The organism is Sporosarcina jiandibaonis (assembly GCF_013184495.1).
GTDB lineage: Bacteria > Bacillota > Bacilli > Bacillales_A > Planococcaceae > Sporosarcina > Sporosarcina jiandibaonis.
Genome location: NZ_JAAOIY010000001.1, coordinates 105,856 through 122,660 on the forward strand (window position 1 = coordinate 105,856; position 16,805 = coordinate 122,660).

General features: G+C 39.8%; 13 protein-coding genes, 2 tRNA genes and 1 riboswitch. All 15 genes read left to right on the forward strand.

What is annotated here, in order from left to right:
• The first annotated feature begins 33 nt into the window (after positions 1-33).
• The 15 genes from rph to acsA all read left to right on the forward strand — a co-directional run bounded on the left by rph (position 34) and on the right by acsA (position 16,711).
• Positions 34-795 (forward strand): ribonuclease PH, encoded by a 762-nt coding sequence (gene rph, locus G8782_RS00540; RefSeq protein WP_172368970.1) that lies wholly within the window; start codon positions 34-36, stop codon positions 793-795.
• On the forward strand, positions 792-1,424 hold the full coding sequence (locus G8782_RS00545) for an XTP/dITP diphosphatase (RefSeq protein ID WP_172368971.1): 633 nt from the start codon (positions 792-794) through the stop codon (positions 1,422-1,424). The genes rph and G8782_RS00545 overlap by 4 nt, the downstream gene beginning before the upstream one ends.
• Positions 1,402-1,896, forward strand: a complete 495-nt coding sequence (locus G8782_RS00550) for a metallophosphoesterase (protein WP_172368972.1) — start codon at positions 1,402-1,404, stop codon at positions 1,894-1,896. Before G8782_RS00545 ends, G8782_RS00550 begins: the two co-directional genes overlap by 23 nt.
• Before the next feature lie 75 nt (positions 1,897-1,971).
• Positions 1,972-2,045, forward strand: a tRNA-Arg gene (locus G8782_RS00555).
• Between the two features lie 246 nt (positions 2,046-2,291).
• Positions 2,292-2,365 (forward strand) — tRNA-Arg (locus tag G8782_RS00560).
• A 415-nt stretch (positions 2,366-2,780) separates the two neighbouring features.
• Complete coding sequence (gene sbnA / locus G8782_RS00565) at positions 2,781-3,791, forward strand: 2,3-diaminopropionate biosynthesis protein SbnA (protein ID WP_172368973.1); 1,011 nt, start codon at positions 2,781-2,783, stop codon at positions 3,789-3,791.
• The gene (gene sbnB / locus G8782_RS00570) at positions 3,788-4,846 is read left to right on the forward strand and encodes a 2,3-diaminopropionate biosynthesis protein SbnB (RefSeq protein ID WP_425505464.1); all 1,059 of its coding nucleotides are present in this window, start codon (positions 3,788-3,790) and stop codon (positions 4,844-4,846) included. The genes sbnA and sbnB overlap by 4 nt, the downstream gene beginning before the upstream one ends.
• Before the next feature lie 14 nt (positions 4,847-4,860).
• Positions 4,861-6,714, forward strand: a complete 1,854-nt coding sequence (locus G8782_RS00575; RefSeq protein WP_172368975.1) for an IucA/IucC family protein — start codon at positions 4,861-4,863, stop codon at positions 6,712-6,714.
• Positions 6,711-7,946, forward strand: a complete 1,236-nt coding sequence (locus G8782_RS00580) for an MFS transporter (RefSeq protein WP_246231510.1) — start codon at positions 6,711-6,713, stop codon at positions 7,944-7,946. The genes G8782_RS00575 and G8782_RS00580 overlap by 4 nt, the downstream gene beginning before the upstream one ends.
• A gap of 18 nt (positions 7,947-7,964) precedes the next feature.
• Positions 7,965-9,722: an IucA/IucC family protein gene (locus tag G8782_RS00585; RefSeq protein ID WP_172368977.1), complete on the forward strand. Its 1,758-nt coding sequence runs from the start codon at positions 7,965-7,967 to the stop codon at positions 9,720-9,722.
• Between the two features lie 3 nt (positions 9,723-9,725).
• A complete protein-coding gene (locus G8782_RS00590) occupies positions 9,726-11,537 on the forward strand; it encodes an IucA/IucC family protein (protein WP_172368978.1) in 1,812 nt (603 codons plus the stop codon).
• Entirely contained in the window at positions 11,531-12,310 is a 780-nt protein-coding gene (locus G8782_RS00595; RefSeq protein ID WP_172368979.1) for an HpcH/HpaI aldolase family protein, read from the forward strand. Before G8782_RS00590 ends, G8782_RS00595 begins: the two co-directional genes overlap by 7 nt.
• Entirely contained in the window at positions 12,307-13,515 is a 1,209-nt protein-coding gene (locus G8782_RS00600) for a type III PLP-dependent enzyme (RefSeq protein ID WP_172368980.1), read from the forward strand. The genes G8782_RS00595 and G8782_RS00600 overlap by 4 nt, the downstream gene beginning before the upstream one ends.
• 14 nt (positions 13,516-13,529) lie before the next feature.
• Positions 13,530-14,288: a ParB N-terminal domain-containing protein gene (locus tag G8782_RS00605; RefSeq protein ID WP_172368981.1), complete on the forward strand. Its 759-nt coding sequence runs from the start codon at positions 13,530-13,532 to the stop codon at positions 14,286-14,288.
• A gap of 302 nt (positions 14,289-14,590) precedes the next feature.
• Positions 14,591-14,705, forward strand: a riboswitch (SAM riboswitch).
• 302 nt (positions 14,706-15,007) lie between these two features.
• Positions 15,008-16,711, forward strand: coding sequence for an acetate--CoA ligase (gene acsA, locus G8782_RS00610; RefSeq protein WP_172368982.1), 1,704 nt, complete (start codon positions 15,008-15,010; stop codon positions 16,709-16,711).
• The last annotated feature ends 94 nt before the right edge of the window (positions 16,712-16,805 follow it).

Sequence of the window (16,805 nt, forward strand, 5' to 3'; positions counted from 1 at the left end):
AGCAGAGACTATTTTATTTACGGAGGCTATCGAATGACAAGACATGACGGAAGAAATAATGGGGAACTTAGACCGGTTACGATAGAAACAGATTACTTAATTCATCCAGAAGGATCAGTACTTATCACTGTTGGAAACACGAAAGTGATTTGCACGGCTACGATAGAAAGCCGTGTGCCGCATTTCCTGCGGGGAAGCGGTAAAGGGTGGGTAACGGCAGAGTATTCCATGTTGCCGCGTGCTACAGGGCAACGGACGCAGCGTGAAGCTACCCGCGGCAAGCTAGGCGGCCGGACAATGGAGATCCAACGTCTTATTGGACGAGCTATGCGTTCTGTTATCGACCTAGAAGTAATCGGCGAACGCACGATATGGATTGACTGCGACGTTATCCAAGCCGATGGAGGAACGAGAACTGCATCGATTACCGGTGCATTCGTAGCGATGGCAATTGCAGCAGCAAAACTGCATGAAGAAAAAGAGTTGGCCAAATTCCCGATTACACAATACCTCGCCGCAACAAGTGTCGGAAAATCGCAGGAGGACGAGCTGATCTTAGACTTGGATTATGTAGAAGATTCTTCAGCTGCAGTCGATATGAACGTCGTCATGACAGGAGCGGGCGCATTTGTTGAATTACAAGGGACTGGCGAGGAAGCAACGTTTACAAAAGGAGAGATGGATGGTCTTGTATCGCTTGCAGAAAAAGGGATTGCAGAACTGATCGGTTATCAGAAAGAGGCACTCGGACCAATTGCAGAGTTGGTTGGTAAAAAGGAAGGTGAAATGGAATGAATGAAGTGATAATCGCGACAAATAATGCAGGAAAAGGGAAAGACTTTGAAGCATTATTTACTCCGCTTGGAATAAAAGTATTAACGCTAAATGATATTGAACAAAAAATTGAAGTAGAAGAAACCGGTAAGACCTTTGAAGAAAATGCAATTTTAAAAGCCGAGACAGTTTCTAAGCTTCTTGGGAAAACTGTTATTGCCGATGACAGCGGCCTTGAAATCGATGCACTCGGAGGGGCTCCTGGCGTCTATTCAGCGCGTTATGCTGGAAATGGCAGTACTGACGATGATAACATCGATAAAGCGTTACGCGAGCTTGCTGGATTGACTGAGGTTGAACGTACTGCAAGATTCCGCTGCGTTTTAGCAATCGCGGGACCAAGTATTGAAACCGAAACGTTTTCCGGAAGTTGCGAAGGAATTATTTTAAATGAGCGACAAGGAACTAACGGTTTTGGTTATGATCCGATTTTTTATGTTCCAAGTAAAAAACGTTCTATGGCAGAACTATCACCGGAAGAAAAAGGGTTAATCTCGCATAGAGGAGATGCTCTTGCAAAACTGCGCGTGAAATTGCCACAATTAATACAGAAAGTTGGTTTGAAAAATGAAATTAATAGTAATGAGTGATAATCATGGGGACAAAGAAACGGTTAAAGCCGTTTCTTCATTGCCAGCAGATGCGCATTTTCACTGCGGAGATAGTGAATTGCCATATGAAGATGAAACTTTGGCATCGATGATTCGAGTTGGCGGAAATTGCGATATATATTCGAAATATCCTGATGAAGTTGTCAAATCAATCAATGGGAAGACTATTCTTGCGGTGCATGGGCATAAACACAATGTAAAAAGTTCATTAATGGAATTATATTACCGTGCAAAAGAAAAAAATGCCGATATAGTATTATTCGGTCATTCTCATTTATACGGCGCTGAAATGAAAGATGGAATATTATTTGTAAATCCAGGTAGCACGATGTTGCCAAGAGGCGGAAATGAGCCTACATACGCGGTTATCGAATGGGATGAAACTCCAGTCGTCACCTTTAAAAATATGGGTCACCAAGTAGTTGAATCAGTCGAAATAAAAAAGATTTAAAATTAGTGTTGACTTTCCATTTTGTCCTGCCTATAATAGAACTTGTCGCAACAATACCAAATGTTGCTAAGACTTGTCTCAGTAGCTCAGCTGGATAGAGCAACAGCCTTCTAAGCTGTGGGTCGGGGGTTCGAATCCCTCCTGGGACGTATAGGTTTGAAATGAGAAATATTGACTGGTCAGAAAAGCGCTTGAACATTGGTTTTACAATGTTCAGGCGCTTTTTGTTTTGAACCAGCTTCTTCTAAAAATGTTATGTTTCTATTACGATATTGTTGAGAATAGTATAAATAGATATAAATTTAATAAAGCCTTCAAAGAACTAATTGAATGTGTTATAATAATATGTAATGTGGTTTTGGTATTAGAATGTAATTCGACCGAATCAAGCACTTGTCTCAGTAGCTCAGCTGGATAGAGCAACAGCCTTCTAAGCTGTGGGTCGGGGGTTCGAATCCCTCCTGGGACGTTATGGGTTAAAAGTTGAACGAGTGATAAGTTAAGAAAAAGGCTATAAATGTTGTTTAATCAACTTTTATAGCCTTTTTTTGTTTTTCGGGAATAGGTTTGAAAACGATTAATAAATAATCGATCTAGCAACTGTAGGCATTGTGCTTTTGCCATTGAATGTTATCAAAAATTTAGCAGTAAACATGCACCGACGGGAATATATCTGTCGGTGTTTTTTAATTCAAGTAAATTGTGGAGGTAGGTACAAAAGTTTAGGGGCTAGTATCAAAGATTCAGATAACAATTTAGATTATTTGAAGTTTTAATTAAAAGAAGGCCTTTCGTTCAATTGATAATGACAATCATTATCAATTATCATTTTAAGTGAGAGTGATTCTCATTATCATCTATGCTGACTTAAAGGGAGGATAAGTATGAGTACATTAATAAGTAGTGAGTTAAGAGATCGAACAATTAAACAATCGGTTGCTGAATGCATTGGAGATACTCCAGTTGTGTCATTGAAAAGGTTGTTTCCTGGTAAAGATGTGGATATATTTGCAAAGCTTGAATATATGAATCCAGGTGGAAGTATGAAAGACCGACCGGCAAGATTTATTATTGAGCACGGTTTAAAAGAAGGCACCATTACACCAGATACTCACTTGATTGAAAGTACCTCAGGAAATTTAGGAATTGCGCTAGCGATGATCACTACATTATTTAACTTGAAGTTAACGTGCGTAGTGGACCCAAAAATTTCACCCACAAACTTAAAAATATTGAAGTGTTTAGGTGCAAACATCGATATGGTAACGGAGCCGGATGAACATGGTGGCTACTTAAAAACACGTATTAAGCGAGTAAATGAGCTTACAGATAAAGATCAAAATGCATTATGGATCAATCAGTATGCGAATGAAAACAATTGGAAGTCGCATTATTATGGCACTGGTAGTGAATTAGTAGAGCAGCTCCCGGGCAAAATTGATTATTTTCTTGCACCTGTCAGCACATCGGGAAGCATAATGGGTATTGGCCGAAAACTACGAGAACGTTTTCCAGATATGAAGGTCATAGCTGTAGATGCAGTTGGTTCAATTATTTTTAATTCACCTCCAGCAAATCGGGAATTACCTGGTATAGGGGCAAGTAGAGTACCTGAAATACTAAATAAGGAAGAAATTGATGATGTCGTTCATGTAAATGATTATGAATCTGCACTTGGCTGCAGAATGCTTCTTGAGACAGAAGGGATTTTTGCGGGGGGATCCTCAGGCTCGATCATAGCCGCATTGCATAAATTACTACCTTCACTTCCAGACGGTTCACGAGTCGTTACCATATTTCCTGATCGTGGTGATCGATACCTTGATTTAGTTTATGACGATGAATGGCTTGGGAAATTAACATCTCAAATAGAGAAATTGAGAGGAGAAAAATGATGAAGACTGAGACAAAATTCGTAACGAAAACAGAAGAACAAATTAAGGTGCCCACACTACTTTATTTATGTAAAGAAGATATTAAAAAAGTCGGGGGAAATCGATCTGATCTTTATGTGGAGGCACTGACAGATGCTCTAAGGCTTCATGGAAAAAAAGATTTTGTCCAGCCGTTAAAACCCTATTTGCGTGCATATGGAAAAGAGGGACATATAGCCGACCGCATTATTGCAATGCCTGCTTATGTTGGTGGAGACGATCCGGTCTCCGGGATCAAGTGGATTGGTAGTAAGCACGATAATCCAACAGTAAGAGGAATAGAACGGGCGAGTGGACTTATCATTATAAATGATCCTAATACAAATTTTCCGATTGCAGTAATGGAAGCAAGCTTAATTAGCAGCATGCGAACAGCAGCAGTGACGGTTGTTGCGACAAAACATCTAGCTAAAAAAGCATTTAAATCAGTCACAATCATTGGCTGCGGTCTAATTGCTACTAAGCAAGTACAATCATTGCTGGAACAGTTTACTCAAATAAAAGAAGTTCATTTGTTTGATCTTTGCCGCCAAACGGCAACCAGTTTTGCAGAAGGGTGGAAAGAACAGTATCCATCCGTTCGTTTCGTTATCCATGAAACAGCTGATAGTGCTGTAAAGCAAGGTGAAGTAATTGTACCGTGCACTGTGACAGATAAGCCGTATATTGAGTATAGTTGGCTTCAAAAAGGAGCATTTGTTTGCAATATTTCAATTATGGATGTGAAAAAGGATGTCTTTTTACAAGCCGATAAAGTCATAGTCGATGACTGGGAACAAGCCAATCGTGAAAAGAAAGTCCTCAATCAATTAGTGGTTGAAGGGGAATTTTCGAAAGAATGCCTTTATGCCGAATTAGGTGAAATTGTGTCGGGTGAAAAAGTAGGACGTGAACATGATGACGAAATCATTATTCTAAATCCAATGGGAATGGCAATCGAAGATGTTGCTAGTGCGTATGCAGTCTATAAACGAGCGGTAGAGAAACAGGTCGGTACAGCGTTAAATCTATATTAAAAGGAGTGATTTGATTGGGGCTGACCGTTAAGAATCTATCGATACATAAACTAAATACTTACCAAGAAGCAGAACATCATCTTATTAAAGACTTAATGGATGCTTTTCTTCTAGAAAATCTTTTTTTAATAAATGAAAATGGGAGAATTGTAGAAGATCCGAAAGATTACCTGCGCTTAGAAGAGGGAGAGTCACTTTATGAAGTTCCGCTTTCGGAGAAGCTATCAATCGTATTTCCAGTTCGTTTTTCAGTTTTGCAATCCTATCGTTTAAGTGGGGAAAATGTCTATCTTTTACGAAAGGATAGTAAGAGATTACAAGTACTTAAACCACTTCAAACAGCCAGATTGTTAATTGATGCATATGGGAAAACGAACGGCTACTCAGAGGATAACCTACATCAATTTTTAAACGAGCTAACACTTGCACTAAAACAAACTGCATTGACCTATGAATCAGCTGAAATATTTCAGGACAATCAACTAGGATCGTTTATTGAAACAGAGCGGCTTGCGGCCTTTCGCGATCGTCCGTTTCATCCGACTTCAAAAGCAAAGGAGGGATGGACAGAAGAAGAGTATCGTTTGTATAGCCCCGAATTTCAGCAGCCAATGAAGCTAAGTTGGTTAGCTGTCCGCCGAGATTATATTCGCGCAGGGAAGGTAGCAAATGAAGCCTTACTTGATGGTCTTTTAACCGAACAAGAGAAGTATCAGTTGACTGAAGCGTTTCAAAAAGAAGGTATTTCCATGGAAGAATATTTTGCTATGCCTGTTCACCCGTGGCAAAAGACAAATGTTATTGCAAAGCTTTATCAAGAAGAAATGATCCGGAAAATATGTATACCTCTTGATGTTCAGATTGGGTCGTATACAGCCACATCATCGCTTCGTTCATTAGCGCCGGTAAATGGTGGAGACTATCATTTAAAACTTCCGATCGGTATTTCTTCATTAGGGGCGTTAAGACTAATGCCAACACGTTACTTAATGAATGGTGAGAAAGGGCAAGTGCTTTTAGAGCGAGCCAAAGAAAAGGACCGATATTTGAAGAATCGCCTTTTTATATGTGATGAAGGGAACTGGTGGGCTTTTCAGGGGAAGGATCAAGATCTATTTGCAGATAAGCCTGGTCATTTAACGTGTCAAATTCGAAGCTATCCGAGTGACTTTGTCAGTGATCAAGATTATACACTTGTCTCTATGGCGGCATTAGCAGTTGGAAAAGAGGATCATCTCTTTTCACAGTGGTTGGGCATGCAGAGAAAAGAAGTTACACAAGAAAACGTGGCAAATCTTTTTAAAGTTTTATGCAGTGAATTCACTACGTTTGCTTGCCGTTTTTTACTATATGGTATTATGCCGGAGTTGCATGGACAAAACGTTATTGCAGTGATAAAGGGCGGTGATTTAATAGGATTTTTACTGCGTGATCATGATACAGTTCGGATTTATCCTGAGTGGATGGAAAAAGCAAACCTTGAAGATCCCGATTATATCATTAGAAAAGATACACCTAACACGTTAATCAATCAAAATCCCGAAGAGTTTTTATCTTATTTTCAGACGCTGGCTGTTGAAGTGAACATTTATGCAATAATCGACAGCTTGTGTTCGGTTTATCAGCTCGAAGAAGACATTCTTTGGAAAATGGTCAAAGAAAGCATCTGGAGGGCAATCCATGATCATGATTTTGAATTGAAACAACGGGAAGTGATCTATAACATCCTTTTTGTGAATGAAACGTGGCCAATTAAGCGTTTGCTTGATCCTTTATTAAGAAGGAAGGGTTCAGGAGGAGGAAGCATGCCTTCCAGTATCGGGAAGATTAATAATCCGTTTCAACCTTTGGAAAAGATGAAGAGATGAATCAAGCTATTCAATGGAAGCGAAACTTCGCCATTCTTTGGAGTGGGAAATTTTTAGCGATTGCTGGGCTTACATTGCTGATCCCTTTCCTGCCCTTTTATATGGAGGAGCTTGGTGCAAAAACAATGCAGTCGAAACAGCTTTGGAGTGGAATTGTCCTTGCTGCACCTGCCGTTACATCTGCCATCGCTTCCCCCTTTTGGGGGAAAATTGGTGACTGCTTTGGTCGTAAGTTAATGGTGGTGCGAGCCCTGTTTGGTTTAAGTGCATGTCTCTTCTTAATGGCAGTTGTCACCAGTCCTCTGCAGTTCTTATTGGTACGCCTTCTTCAAGGCGCATTTGGCGGTGTTGTAGAGGCTTCTAGTGCATTTGCCGGTTCTGAAGCACCAGAGGAACAGCGCGGAAAAGCGCTTGGAAGCCTTCAAAGCGCGGTGGCGGCCGGCTCGTTGTCTGGTCCGCTTTTAGGCGGGATATTCGCTGATTTATACGGTTTTCGTCCAATCTTAATAGTGATGGGAGCATTAACAGGGATTGGTGCATGCGCTGCTTGGTTTCTATTGATAGAGAGAAATAGGTGTAGATATGAAGAAATCCGTTCAGATAAAGTGCATAGCAGTGTTCCACAAGTATTTGCCTCCATGTTCTCTCATCCAAGAACAAGAGGGTTTATTTTAGCAGGTTTTGCCGCAAATTTAGCGGTGTTCGGTCTTGTGACACCACTTGCACCGTTAGTGGAAAGTGTTGCAAAAAAGCCGGATCATGCAGCAACGTGGATCGGTTTTTTGCAAGCGGCATTATGGACAGCTACACTGTTGAGCTCTCCATGGTGGGGAAAACAAAATGACCGTTTTAAAGTAGAACGAAATTATATGATTGCAACTGTTGTTTGTGGAATTAGTGTGATATTACAAGCATTTGCTGTCAGTATGCCAGCGCTGTTCGCCTTCCGTATTTTACAAGGCTTATCATTTAGTGCACTTATTCAATCTGTAATGTTCGTTATTATTCAATCATCTACCGATGGCAATCGTGGTGTTCGCATTGGCGCAACCAATAGCCTATTAGTATGCGGGCAGGTTTTTGGCTCTTTGACAGGGGCATTGATTACAGGGGTATTCAGACCCGAAATCTCATTTTTCATTATGGGTGTGGTATTTATTGGAAGTGTATTATGTCTGTTTCAAGGTTTTACTATTTCCCATGTGATGTCATTTCGTGTAAACAAAAGATAGGAAGGCAGTGATGTTTCATTGAAACATAAGGTTCTTGAAAAGAAAACACAATGTAGGCAGCTCGCTGAACGGTCAGCGGTAGAACGATTGTTAAATGCTTATTTGAGAGAGAATCGCATCTTTGATCCGAGAACATCAAATGAACAATTTACAATTTCAATGAAAAAAAGCGGCAAGAAGATTTCTGGTTCATTTATTTATTGGTCACCAATTGGTCATCATACATTTGAAGAAGTATTCTACAAATATGTAACCGAAGAATCCGGTTTTGAGGAAATAACAGCACAAGAAGTTATTGAGACAATAATAGAAGAGATTTCGCATCTTGAGAAAGATAGACAACTTAGAGTGAAAAAAGTAGAGTCGCTTCAAAGAAACATTGAAAACAGTATGACAAAAACAGGGATGTACCTTAAACATGCGCTTACAAATCCCCAAAAAGAACGTTCTGTCTATCTTAACTCTGAGCAATCTTTGCTATTAGGACACCCGTTTCATCCAACACCTAAAAGTTCAGAAGGCTTTTCAGAAGATGATTTAGCGGAGTTTGGACCAGAGCTAGGTGCTGCTTTTCCTCTTTATTACTTCGCCATTTCAAGTAAATGCTTACTTGAAGACGTTGTACTGGAAGATAATTTTCATTTTCAAGGCGCGCTTTCAAAACATGAACTGCTTGAAGTGAAGCAGAGATTGGGAGAGCAATATGAAGAGTATAAGCTTCTTCCCCTTCATCCATGGCAGGCACGTTATTTGTTAGGGTTTGAAGAGGTGCAGATAGCTATTGCAAACGGAATGGTTATTAACCTGGGGAAACTCGGTCAACCTGCATATCCGACTTCTTCGATTCGTACAGTATGGAATAAAACGCAGAATACATTTTATAAATTGCCGTTACATGTGCGAATCACGAACTTTATTCGTACGAATCCTTTAGAACAGGTGAAACGGACGATGGATGCTGCAAAAGTTATAGCACATATTCGTGAAAGCTATGAAACAGATTCTTTTCGGATTTTAGTTGAACTAGGTTACCGTGCATTATCGATTCCAGAGAGTTCAGAAGAGGTGAATGAACGACTGATTCAAAATACAGCTGTACTTTTTCGTGAAGGAATTGATGTGCTCAAGAAGGAGAGAGATGATGAAATTTATGTAACTGCGTCACTTCTGGAAGAGCTCTCGGGATGGAGAGAGAGTGAACTGGCAAAATTGATAAAAAAGCATAATTACAATGATGAAGAGTGGTTGAAGCAGTATCTATCCATTACATTAAAGCCGATGTTAAAGCTGTTTGCTGAAACTGGAGTAAGTCTGGAAGCACATGTTCAAAATTCGTTGATACAATTTGATGAAGGTTGGCCTAAAACATGTTATGTCCGCGATCTTGAAGGTGTCAGCATCTCACGCAATAAGGCCGAAGCCTACAGTTGGCTTCCAGAGCTATTAGCTGAAGATAGTCCTGTTTTGTACAGTGAAGAAGAAGCGTGGTTCAGATTTAACTATTATGTTGTTGTGAATCATCTTGGTCATCTTATTTCAAGCCTAGGGAAGGTTCATCAACATGATGAACATAAGCTGTGGCGGGTGGTTCGTTCAGTTTTACTAGAAATAGAGAGGACGGCTTCTTCTCCGCCATTAAGGGCATATGCGCAAAAGCTACTACAAAGTAAAACCCTACCTGCAAAAGCAAATTTAATTAGCCGTTTCCAGGAATGCGGTGAAACACCATTATTTGTTGAAATACCAAACCCAATCTATGAAAGTGAGGGAGCATAATAGATGAAAGAATTAGAAAAAATCATTGAGTCAGTAGAATATCTCGAGGTAAGAAGACGGATTTTTCGTCAATTAATAGAATCGTTAATTTTTGAAAATATTGTAACACCAACGAGAACAACCTTACAAAACGGAATTGAGAAAACGTTGATTCACGGAAAAGATAAATTTGGTGATGCTGTTACATATATATGTCGTGGCAAACAAAAATTTAGCTTTGGTCGATTTAGGTTAACGAAGGATCCGATTTTACGCCAAAAAGATGAGGAAGAGATGGAAGCAGATTCATTTGCCCTTTTTATTGAAGAAATCGCGCCACTTATTGATGCGGATAGAAACCGGCTGGCCATGTTTATAAAAGAATTAAATGAAACGCATATAAAGGATGCGGTTGCCCAGTATCATTGGAAGCGATCTAATGATATAAATGCCGTAACCTATGACGAAGTTGAGAGTGAGGCAATGGAAGGCCATCCTTATCATCCCTCTTATAAATCAAGAATTGGTTTTACAATAGAAGATCACATGAACTTCGGACCGGATTTTAAGCCGAGTCTATCATTAATATGGATTGCGGTACATAAAAACGAGGCAGCCCTATCAATCTCACAATCTATAAACTATAAGGAGTTTATCAAGCAAGAGTTACCCCTAAATGACTTTGAACGATTTGTAAAAAAAATAAATGAGAAAAAACGGCACGCATCTGATTTTATATTTATCCCTGTTCATCCATGGCAGTGGGAGAACGTCATCATTACTCAGTTTTTTAGAGAACTGGAAAAGGGTTCTATCATTTTATTGGGGGAGGGATCTGATCATTACATTCCACAGCAGTCCATTCGCACCCTATCTAACCAAACGGAGCGGACAAAATGCTATGTAAAGCTGCCATTGAGCATCACAAATACATCCACAAACCGTGTTTTAGCACCACACACCGTTAGGAACGCTGCAAAAATATCAGATTGGCTCCATACGATTAAAGAAAGTGATCATTTTTTGAAAGAAGAACTTCAGCTAGTTCTTTTGCGTGAGGTGATGGGGGTAGTCCATGACAAACCAGATCGTCCATCTTTTGAAAAGGAAGCTACGTATGGTGTTTTAGGCGGTATCTGGCGTGAGAGCATTTATTCGTACCTGAAAGATGAGGAGGAGGCAATCCCGTTTAATGCGCTTTATCATAGAAAGAAAGATGGAACAGCGCTTATTAATGAGTGGGTAAATCGATACGGAACTGAAAACTGGGTAAAACAGCTTCTTCATGTGTCCATTACACCGCTTATTCACCTTTTATATGCACACGGTATTGCAATGGAATCTCACGCGCAAAATATGGTGTTAGTTCACGAGAATGGATGGCCAATACGCCTTGCATTAAAGGACTTCCACGATGGGATACGCTTTAAAAAAGACACCCTTGCGGATCCGTCATTGTGTCCTGATTTAATACCAACGCCGGATGTTCATAAAAAAGTGAACCTCAATTCGTTTATTGAAACGGATGATATCCAGCTTGTTCGTGATTTTGTACATGATGCATTTTTCTTCATTAATCTATCGGAAATTGCTTTCTTTTTTGAAGAGTACTATGGAGTACAGGAAATGGAGTTTTGGAAGAATGCGCATGATGTGATTGAATCTTATCAATCCCGTTTTTCACATCTAAAGGAGCGTTTTTCGATGTTTGATTTGTTTGCAGAAACCATTCAAGTTGAGCAACTTACAAAACGAAGAATGTTTGCAGAAACCGAACTTAGAATCCAACATGTGAAAAACCCGCTTTTTACAATTCGGGAGGCAACAACATGCTGAGAAATGAAGTCAAAGGCATGATTCAAAAAGACGAGAGGGTGTTTGGAATCTTTTGTTCGATTCCTAATCCACTCATTGTTGAAATGATCGGTCATGCTGGTTATCACTTTGTCATTATTGATACCGAGCATGCATCCATTAATCCGGAAACCGTTGAAAACATGATACGAGCAGCTGAAGTTGTTGGGTTAACTCCGTTTGTTCGTGTAAGTGAAAATAGTGAAGGTGCGATATTACGTGCACTTGATGCAGGGGCAAAAGGAGTCGTTGTTCCTCATATTCGTACAAGAGAAGACGCTGAAAAGGCTATTCATGCTAGCCGATATTATCCACTTGGAATGCGGAGTTTAAACGGAGGAAGACCAGCAGCATTCGGTAAAGATAACTTAATAAAATATGTCGAGCAAGCAAACCAAGAAATTATGGTGATCCTTATGATTGAAGATTACGAGGGAATTGAAAATCTTGATGATATTTTGTCTGTGACGGGTATAGACATGGTGCTTGAAGGCGCAGCAGATTTATCACAATCATATGGAATACCTTGGAAAACAAGTTCTAAACGAGTAAAAGATGGAATTGAAACAATTTATCAAAAAACAATGCAATATTCTATACCTTTTTGTGTAATTCCAAGAAGTTCCCAAGATGTACAAACATGGTTTGATAAACGTGTAGCCGCTCTCGTAATGGGTGACGATCGTGGAGTTTTCTTCCGATCCGTAAGAGATTTACTTGTTCCGAAAACTGAAAAAGAGGAGAACCGTACATGAAAAAAGTTTTTGAAGCAATTCATCTTTTAAAAGACGAAAAGGATGAGCCGATATGTAGTTATATTTATGATCTTGATCATTTAAAGAAACATGTTGAATTCGTAACTCGTGCACTTCCACAAAACTGCCATATGTATTATGCGATGAAAGCAAATTCAGAAGAACGAATTTTAAGGACAGTTCATCCTTATGTTAAAGGATTTGAAGTCGCTTCAATTGGTGAAGTAAAAAAAGCACGTGCTGTAAACTCGAGTGTACCTATTATTTTTGGCGGACCTGGAAAAACGGATAAAGAATTAGCAAGTGCAATTTCAGAAAATGTCCAGCTTATTCACGTTGAAAGTATCAATGAATTGAAGCGTCTTGCAATGATTGCAGAGTACCTTAATAAGAGGGTTTCCATATTACTTCGCGTTAACTTGCGCGGACCATTTCCATCAGCAACACTTCATATGGCAGGTAGACCTACACAATTTGGAATCGATGAAGCACAAATAGAGGAAGCAATCCAGTTAGCATTGTCATATCAATCACTTCAGCTTGAAGGCTTTCATTTCCACTCAATTTCAAATAACTTAGACAATACGGGTCATATTGAGCTTATAAGAATTTATTGTCAAAAAGCAAAACAATGGTCACGAAAATACAAGTTTCCACTTATATACATGAATGTTGGTGGAGGAATCGGGGTGAATTTTTCAAATCTTGAGCAGCAATTTAATTGGGAGCTTTTCACAGGTGAACTACAGAAAATAATAGTTCAGGAGAATATGGGAAATGTTGTAATTATTTTTGAGTGCGGCCGCTTTTTAACATCTTCTTGCGGTTATTATGCTGTTGAAGTCATTGATATAAAAGAAACCCATGGTAAAACATTTGTTGTAGTATGCGGTGGTACCCAGCATTTTCGCCTTCCAGTATCATGGCAGCACAATCATCCATTTGAACTGATGCCACTTGAAAGGTGGCATTATCCGTTTGAACGAAAAGCAGTTGTTAATGAAAAAGTTACAATGGTTGGGCAACTATGTACGCCGAAAGATGTTTTTGCAAAAGATGTATCAATTAATCAGCTCCGAATAGGAGATGTAATCGTTTTTCTATATGCAGGTGCATACGGCTGGTCCATTTCACATCATGATTTTTTAAGCCATCCTCATCCACAGCATACGTTTTTAGAGACGGAAATTGAACTTAAAGTATAAAAGGGGGATTTCTTATGAATAGTATTATCTCTTCACTGAAACTATTACCTATAGATTTGATCGAACTTCATGAAGATCATGAACCATCACGGCTTGAAAAAACGATCTTAAGTATTGAAAATGACCAATTTTTGCGTCATCCGATTATTGTAACGCGTTTATCAAATAACCGCTATTTAGTACTGGATGGTGTTCACCGCTTCATTAGTTTAAAAAAACTTGGATGCACAAAGGTCCCTGTTCAGGAAGTAACAAAAGGTGAGTTTACTTCTACAGCATGGGTTCATCTTGTCAGAAGAGGAAACTGGTATGAAGAACTCCTTCAAGACACAAAACTTCCATGGGTAAAAGAGAAAAAAGAAGGAAGTCTCTTTGTAGAATTGGTAACAAACAAAAATGAACGACATTTTTTATATGAAAATGATATCGCATCTCATTTATTAGAGTGCTGGCACACCATTGTTTCAAGTTATACAAAGCAGCATGATGTTACTAGAGTTCCGCAAGAATTAGAATTCATACCACAAACTGAAGAAGTGGTCATTACATATGGCACATTAGATTATGATTCAATTGCGCAATATGTGGTTGATGGGAAGAAACTGCCTGCGGGGGTAACGCGATTTCAAGTGAATGGACGGTTTTTAAACTTGCAGGTGCCGCTTGCATTATTAAAAGAAAGCAACCGACTTGAAGAATGGAATGAACTGCTGGTTAAATCTGAGCAATCGTTAAGATGTTATGAAGAAAAAGTGTATTTATGTGAGATGTAAGAATTGTAAAGGGGAAAATTGGTTTGGTGCAAAAGTTTCAAGGCAATTGCAATGAATCTCTAAATCTTGGAAGTAAAGGCACGCAATATGCAGCATGACTGTATGGAACTGTCTTTACGAGCAATGAAAATCATCAGATTCCTCGGCATACTCGTAAGATTGTGAGCGATCCTTTTCGACGGGAATTATACAATCTTAGTAGTTCGTTGAAAAATGAGGTTGACAATTTCTTTTTTTCTGTCTATACTAACTTTCAATCAATTGAATTTTTGAAATGATTTATTTGTTACAACTACATATATCTCTTATGAAGAGTGGCGGAGGGAATAGGCCCGAAGAAGCCCGGCAACCGACAGATGAATTAATCTGAAAAGGTGCTACATCCTACAGGCGCGTTATGAACCTGGAAGATAAGAGGAGGAATTTTTCACCCCTCTTCTTTATGAAGAGGGGTTTTTATATGAATCGGATTTACAACATTAAAAATCCGAGTATACATATAGGGAAGTCTATCAATTGGATAAAATGGATTGAAATGAATTTCAATATAAAAATCAGATGAGGAGGAAATCAAATTGAGAAAATGGATTGCATTCACCGGAACTAAGCGCAAATGTCAATTGAGACAGCAAGACCTCGAGACCGGGGAGATTCATTTCTAGCAGCAAAAAGGTTGAAATTTTGGATGGCTTACATAATGAAAAGGTGGTTGATTAAACATGGCAAACGAAGAAGTGATCTACCCATATGAAGGAAATTATAATATAACAGCTGAACTGCCTGTAAAAGAAGATTTTTCATGGCAAGCAATTGAATCAACCTTCAGTTGGTCTGACACTGGCAAAGTGAATATGGCTTATGAATGTGTGGATCGCCATGTTGCGGAAGGTTTCGGAGACAAAGTTGCACTTCATTACTTTGGAGAAGATGAAGAATATACGTTAACGTATCGCGAATTGAAAGAGAAATCGGATCTATGGGCGACCGTTCTGAAAAAGCAAGGGGTTAAAAAAGGAGATTTCGTCTTTGTCTTTTTACCGAAGCATCCTGATTGTCATATCGCAATGCTTGCTGCAATTAAAATTGGCGCTGTTGTCGGACCGCTATTTGAAGCGTTTATGGAAGATGCGGTGAAAGAGCGGATTGCAGATTGTGAAGGGACTTATTTAATCGCTTCGCCGGAATTAATAAAACGTGTGCCGCGTGCAGAATTACCATCATTAAAAACAGTTTGGATTACAGCGGAGCCTGAACAATGCGAGGGCGATGAGATTTCCTTATATGCAGAGGCACGGGCGATCGAAGCTGAAGCAGACATCATTGAGTGGGTGGATTTAGAACATGGGCTTAACATCCATTATACGAGCGGTTCAACAGGCCGCCCAAAAGGCATCATCCACGCACATCGAGCGATGATTCAGCAATACATTACAGGCAGATGGGTGTTGGATTTAAAAGAAGATGATGTCTATTGGTGCACAGCCCATCCAGGTTGGGTGACAGGAACGGTATATGGTGTTTTCGCGCCGCTCCTCAACCGGACGACAATCGTCATTCACGGCGGGCGATTCAATGCCGATGAATGGTACTCCGTTTTAGAAAAATCGGGAGTCACGGTTTGGTATAGCGCGCCGACTGCATTCAGAATGTTGATGGCGGAAGACGACGAAAAGTTAACGGACTATGATTTATCTAACATTCGCCACATTTTAAGCGTGGGCGAACCGTTAAATCCAGAAGTGATTCGTTGGGGAATTAAAACATTATCCAATCGAATCCATGATACTTGGTGGATGACAGAGACAGGGGCCCAACTCATTGTTAATTTGCCATCGGAGATAATTATCCCCGGCTCGATGGGAAGACCTTTTCCAGGCATTGAAGCGGCAATCCTAGATGATGATGGTGAGCAACTTCCTTCTGGTGAAGTAGGGCATTTAGCGTTAAAAGCAAATTGGCCTGCCATCATGCACGAAGTGTGGAAAGATCCTGCCAAATATTCGACGTATTTCCCATTTGAAGGTTGGTATGTATCGGGGGATTTAGCGACGATTGACGATAATGGCTACATCTTCTTCCAAGGCAGGAGCGACGATATGATCAATTCTTCAGGTGAACGGATTGGCCCATTTGAAGTGGAAAGTAAATTAATTGAACATCCAGCCGTTGCGGAAGTCGGCGTAATTGGAAAACCGGACGCGGTGAGAGGCGAGATTGTGAAGGCGTTTATTGTCCTCAGGAATGGCTATGAAGCAAATGATGCATTACTGCAAGAACTTCGTCAATTTGTCCGAGGCGGGCTCGCAGCACATGCAGCGCCAAGAGAAATTGAATTTCTTGAAGAACTGCCTAAAACGCCGATCAGCGGAAAAATCCTTCGCCGTGAATTAAAGGCCAGAGAACTTCAAAAAGTTGGCGTTTAGTCTGTTGATTATATAAAGGAGTTGAATAATGCGATAAACACCAAAGTAGATTTTTGTTTAACCATTTATTAATTGGTAGCGCTAGATTTAGTGG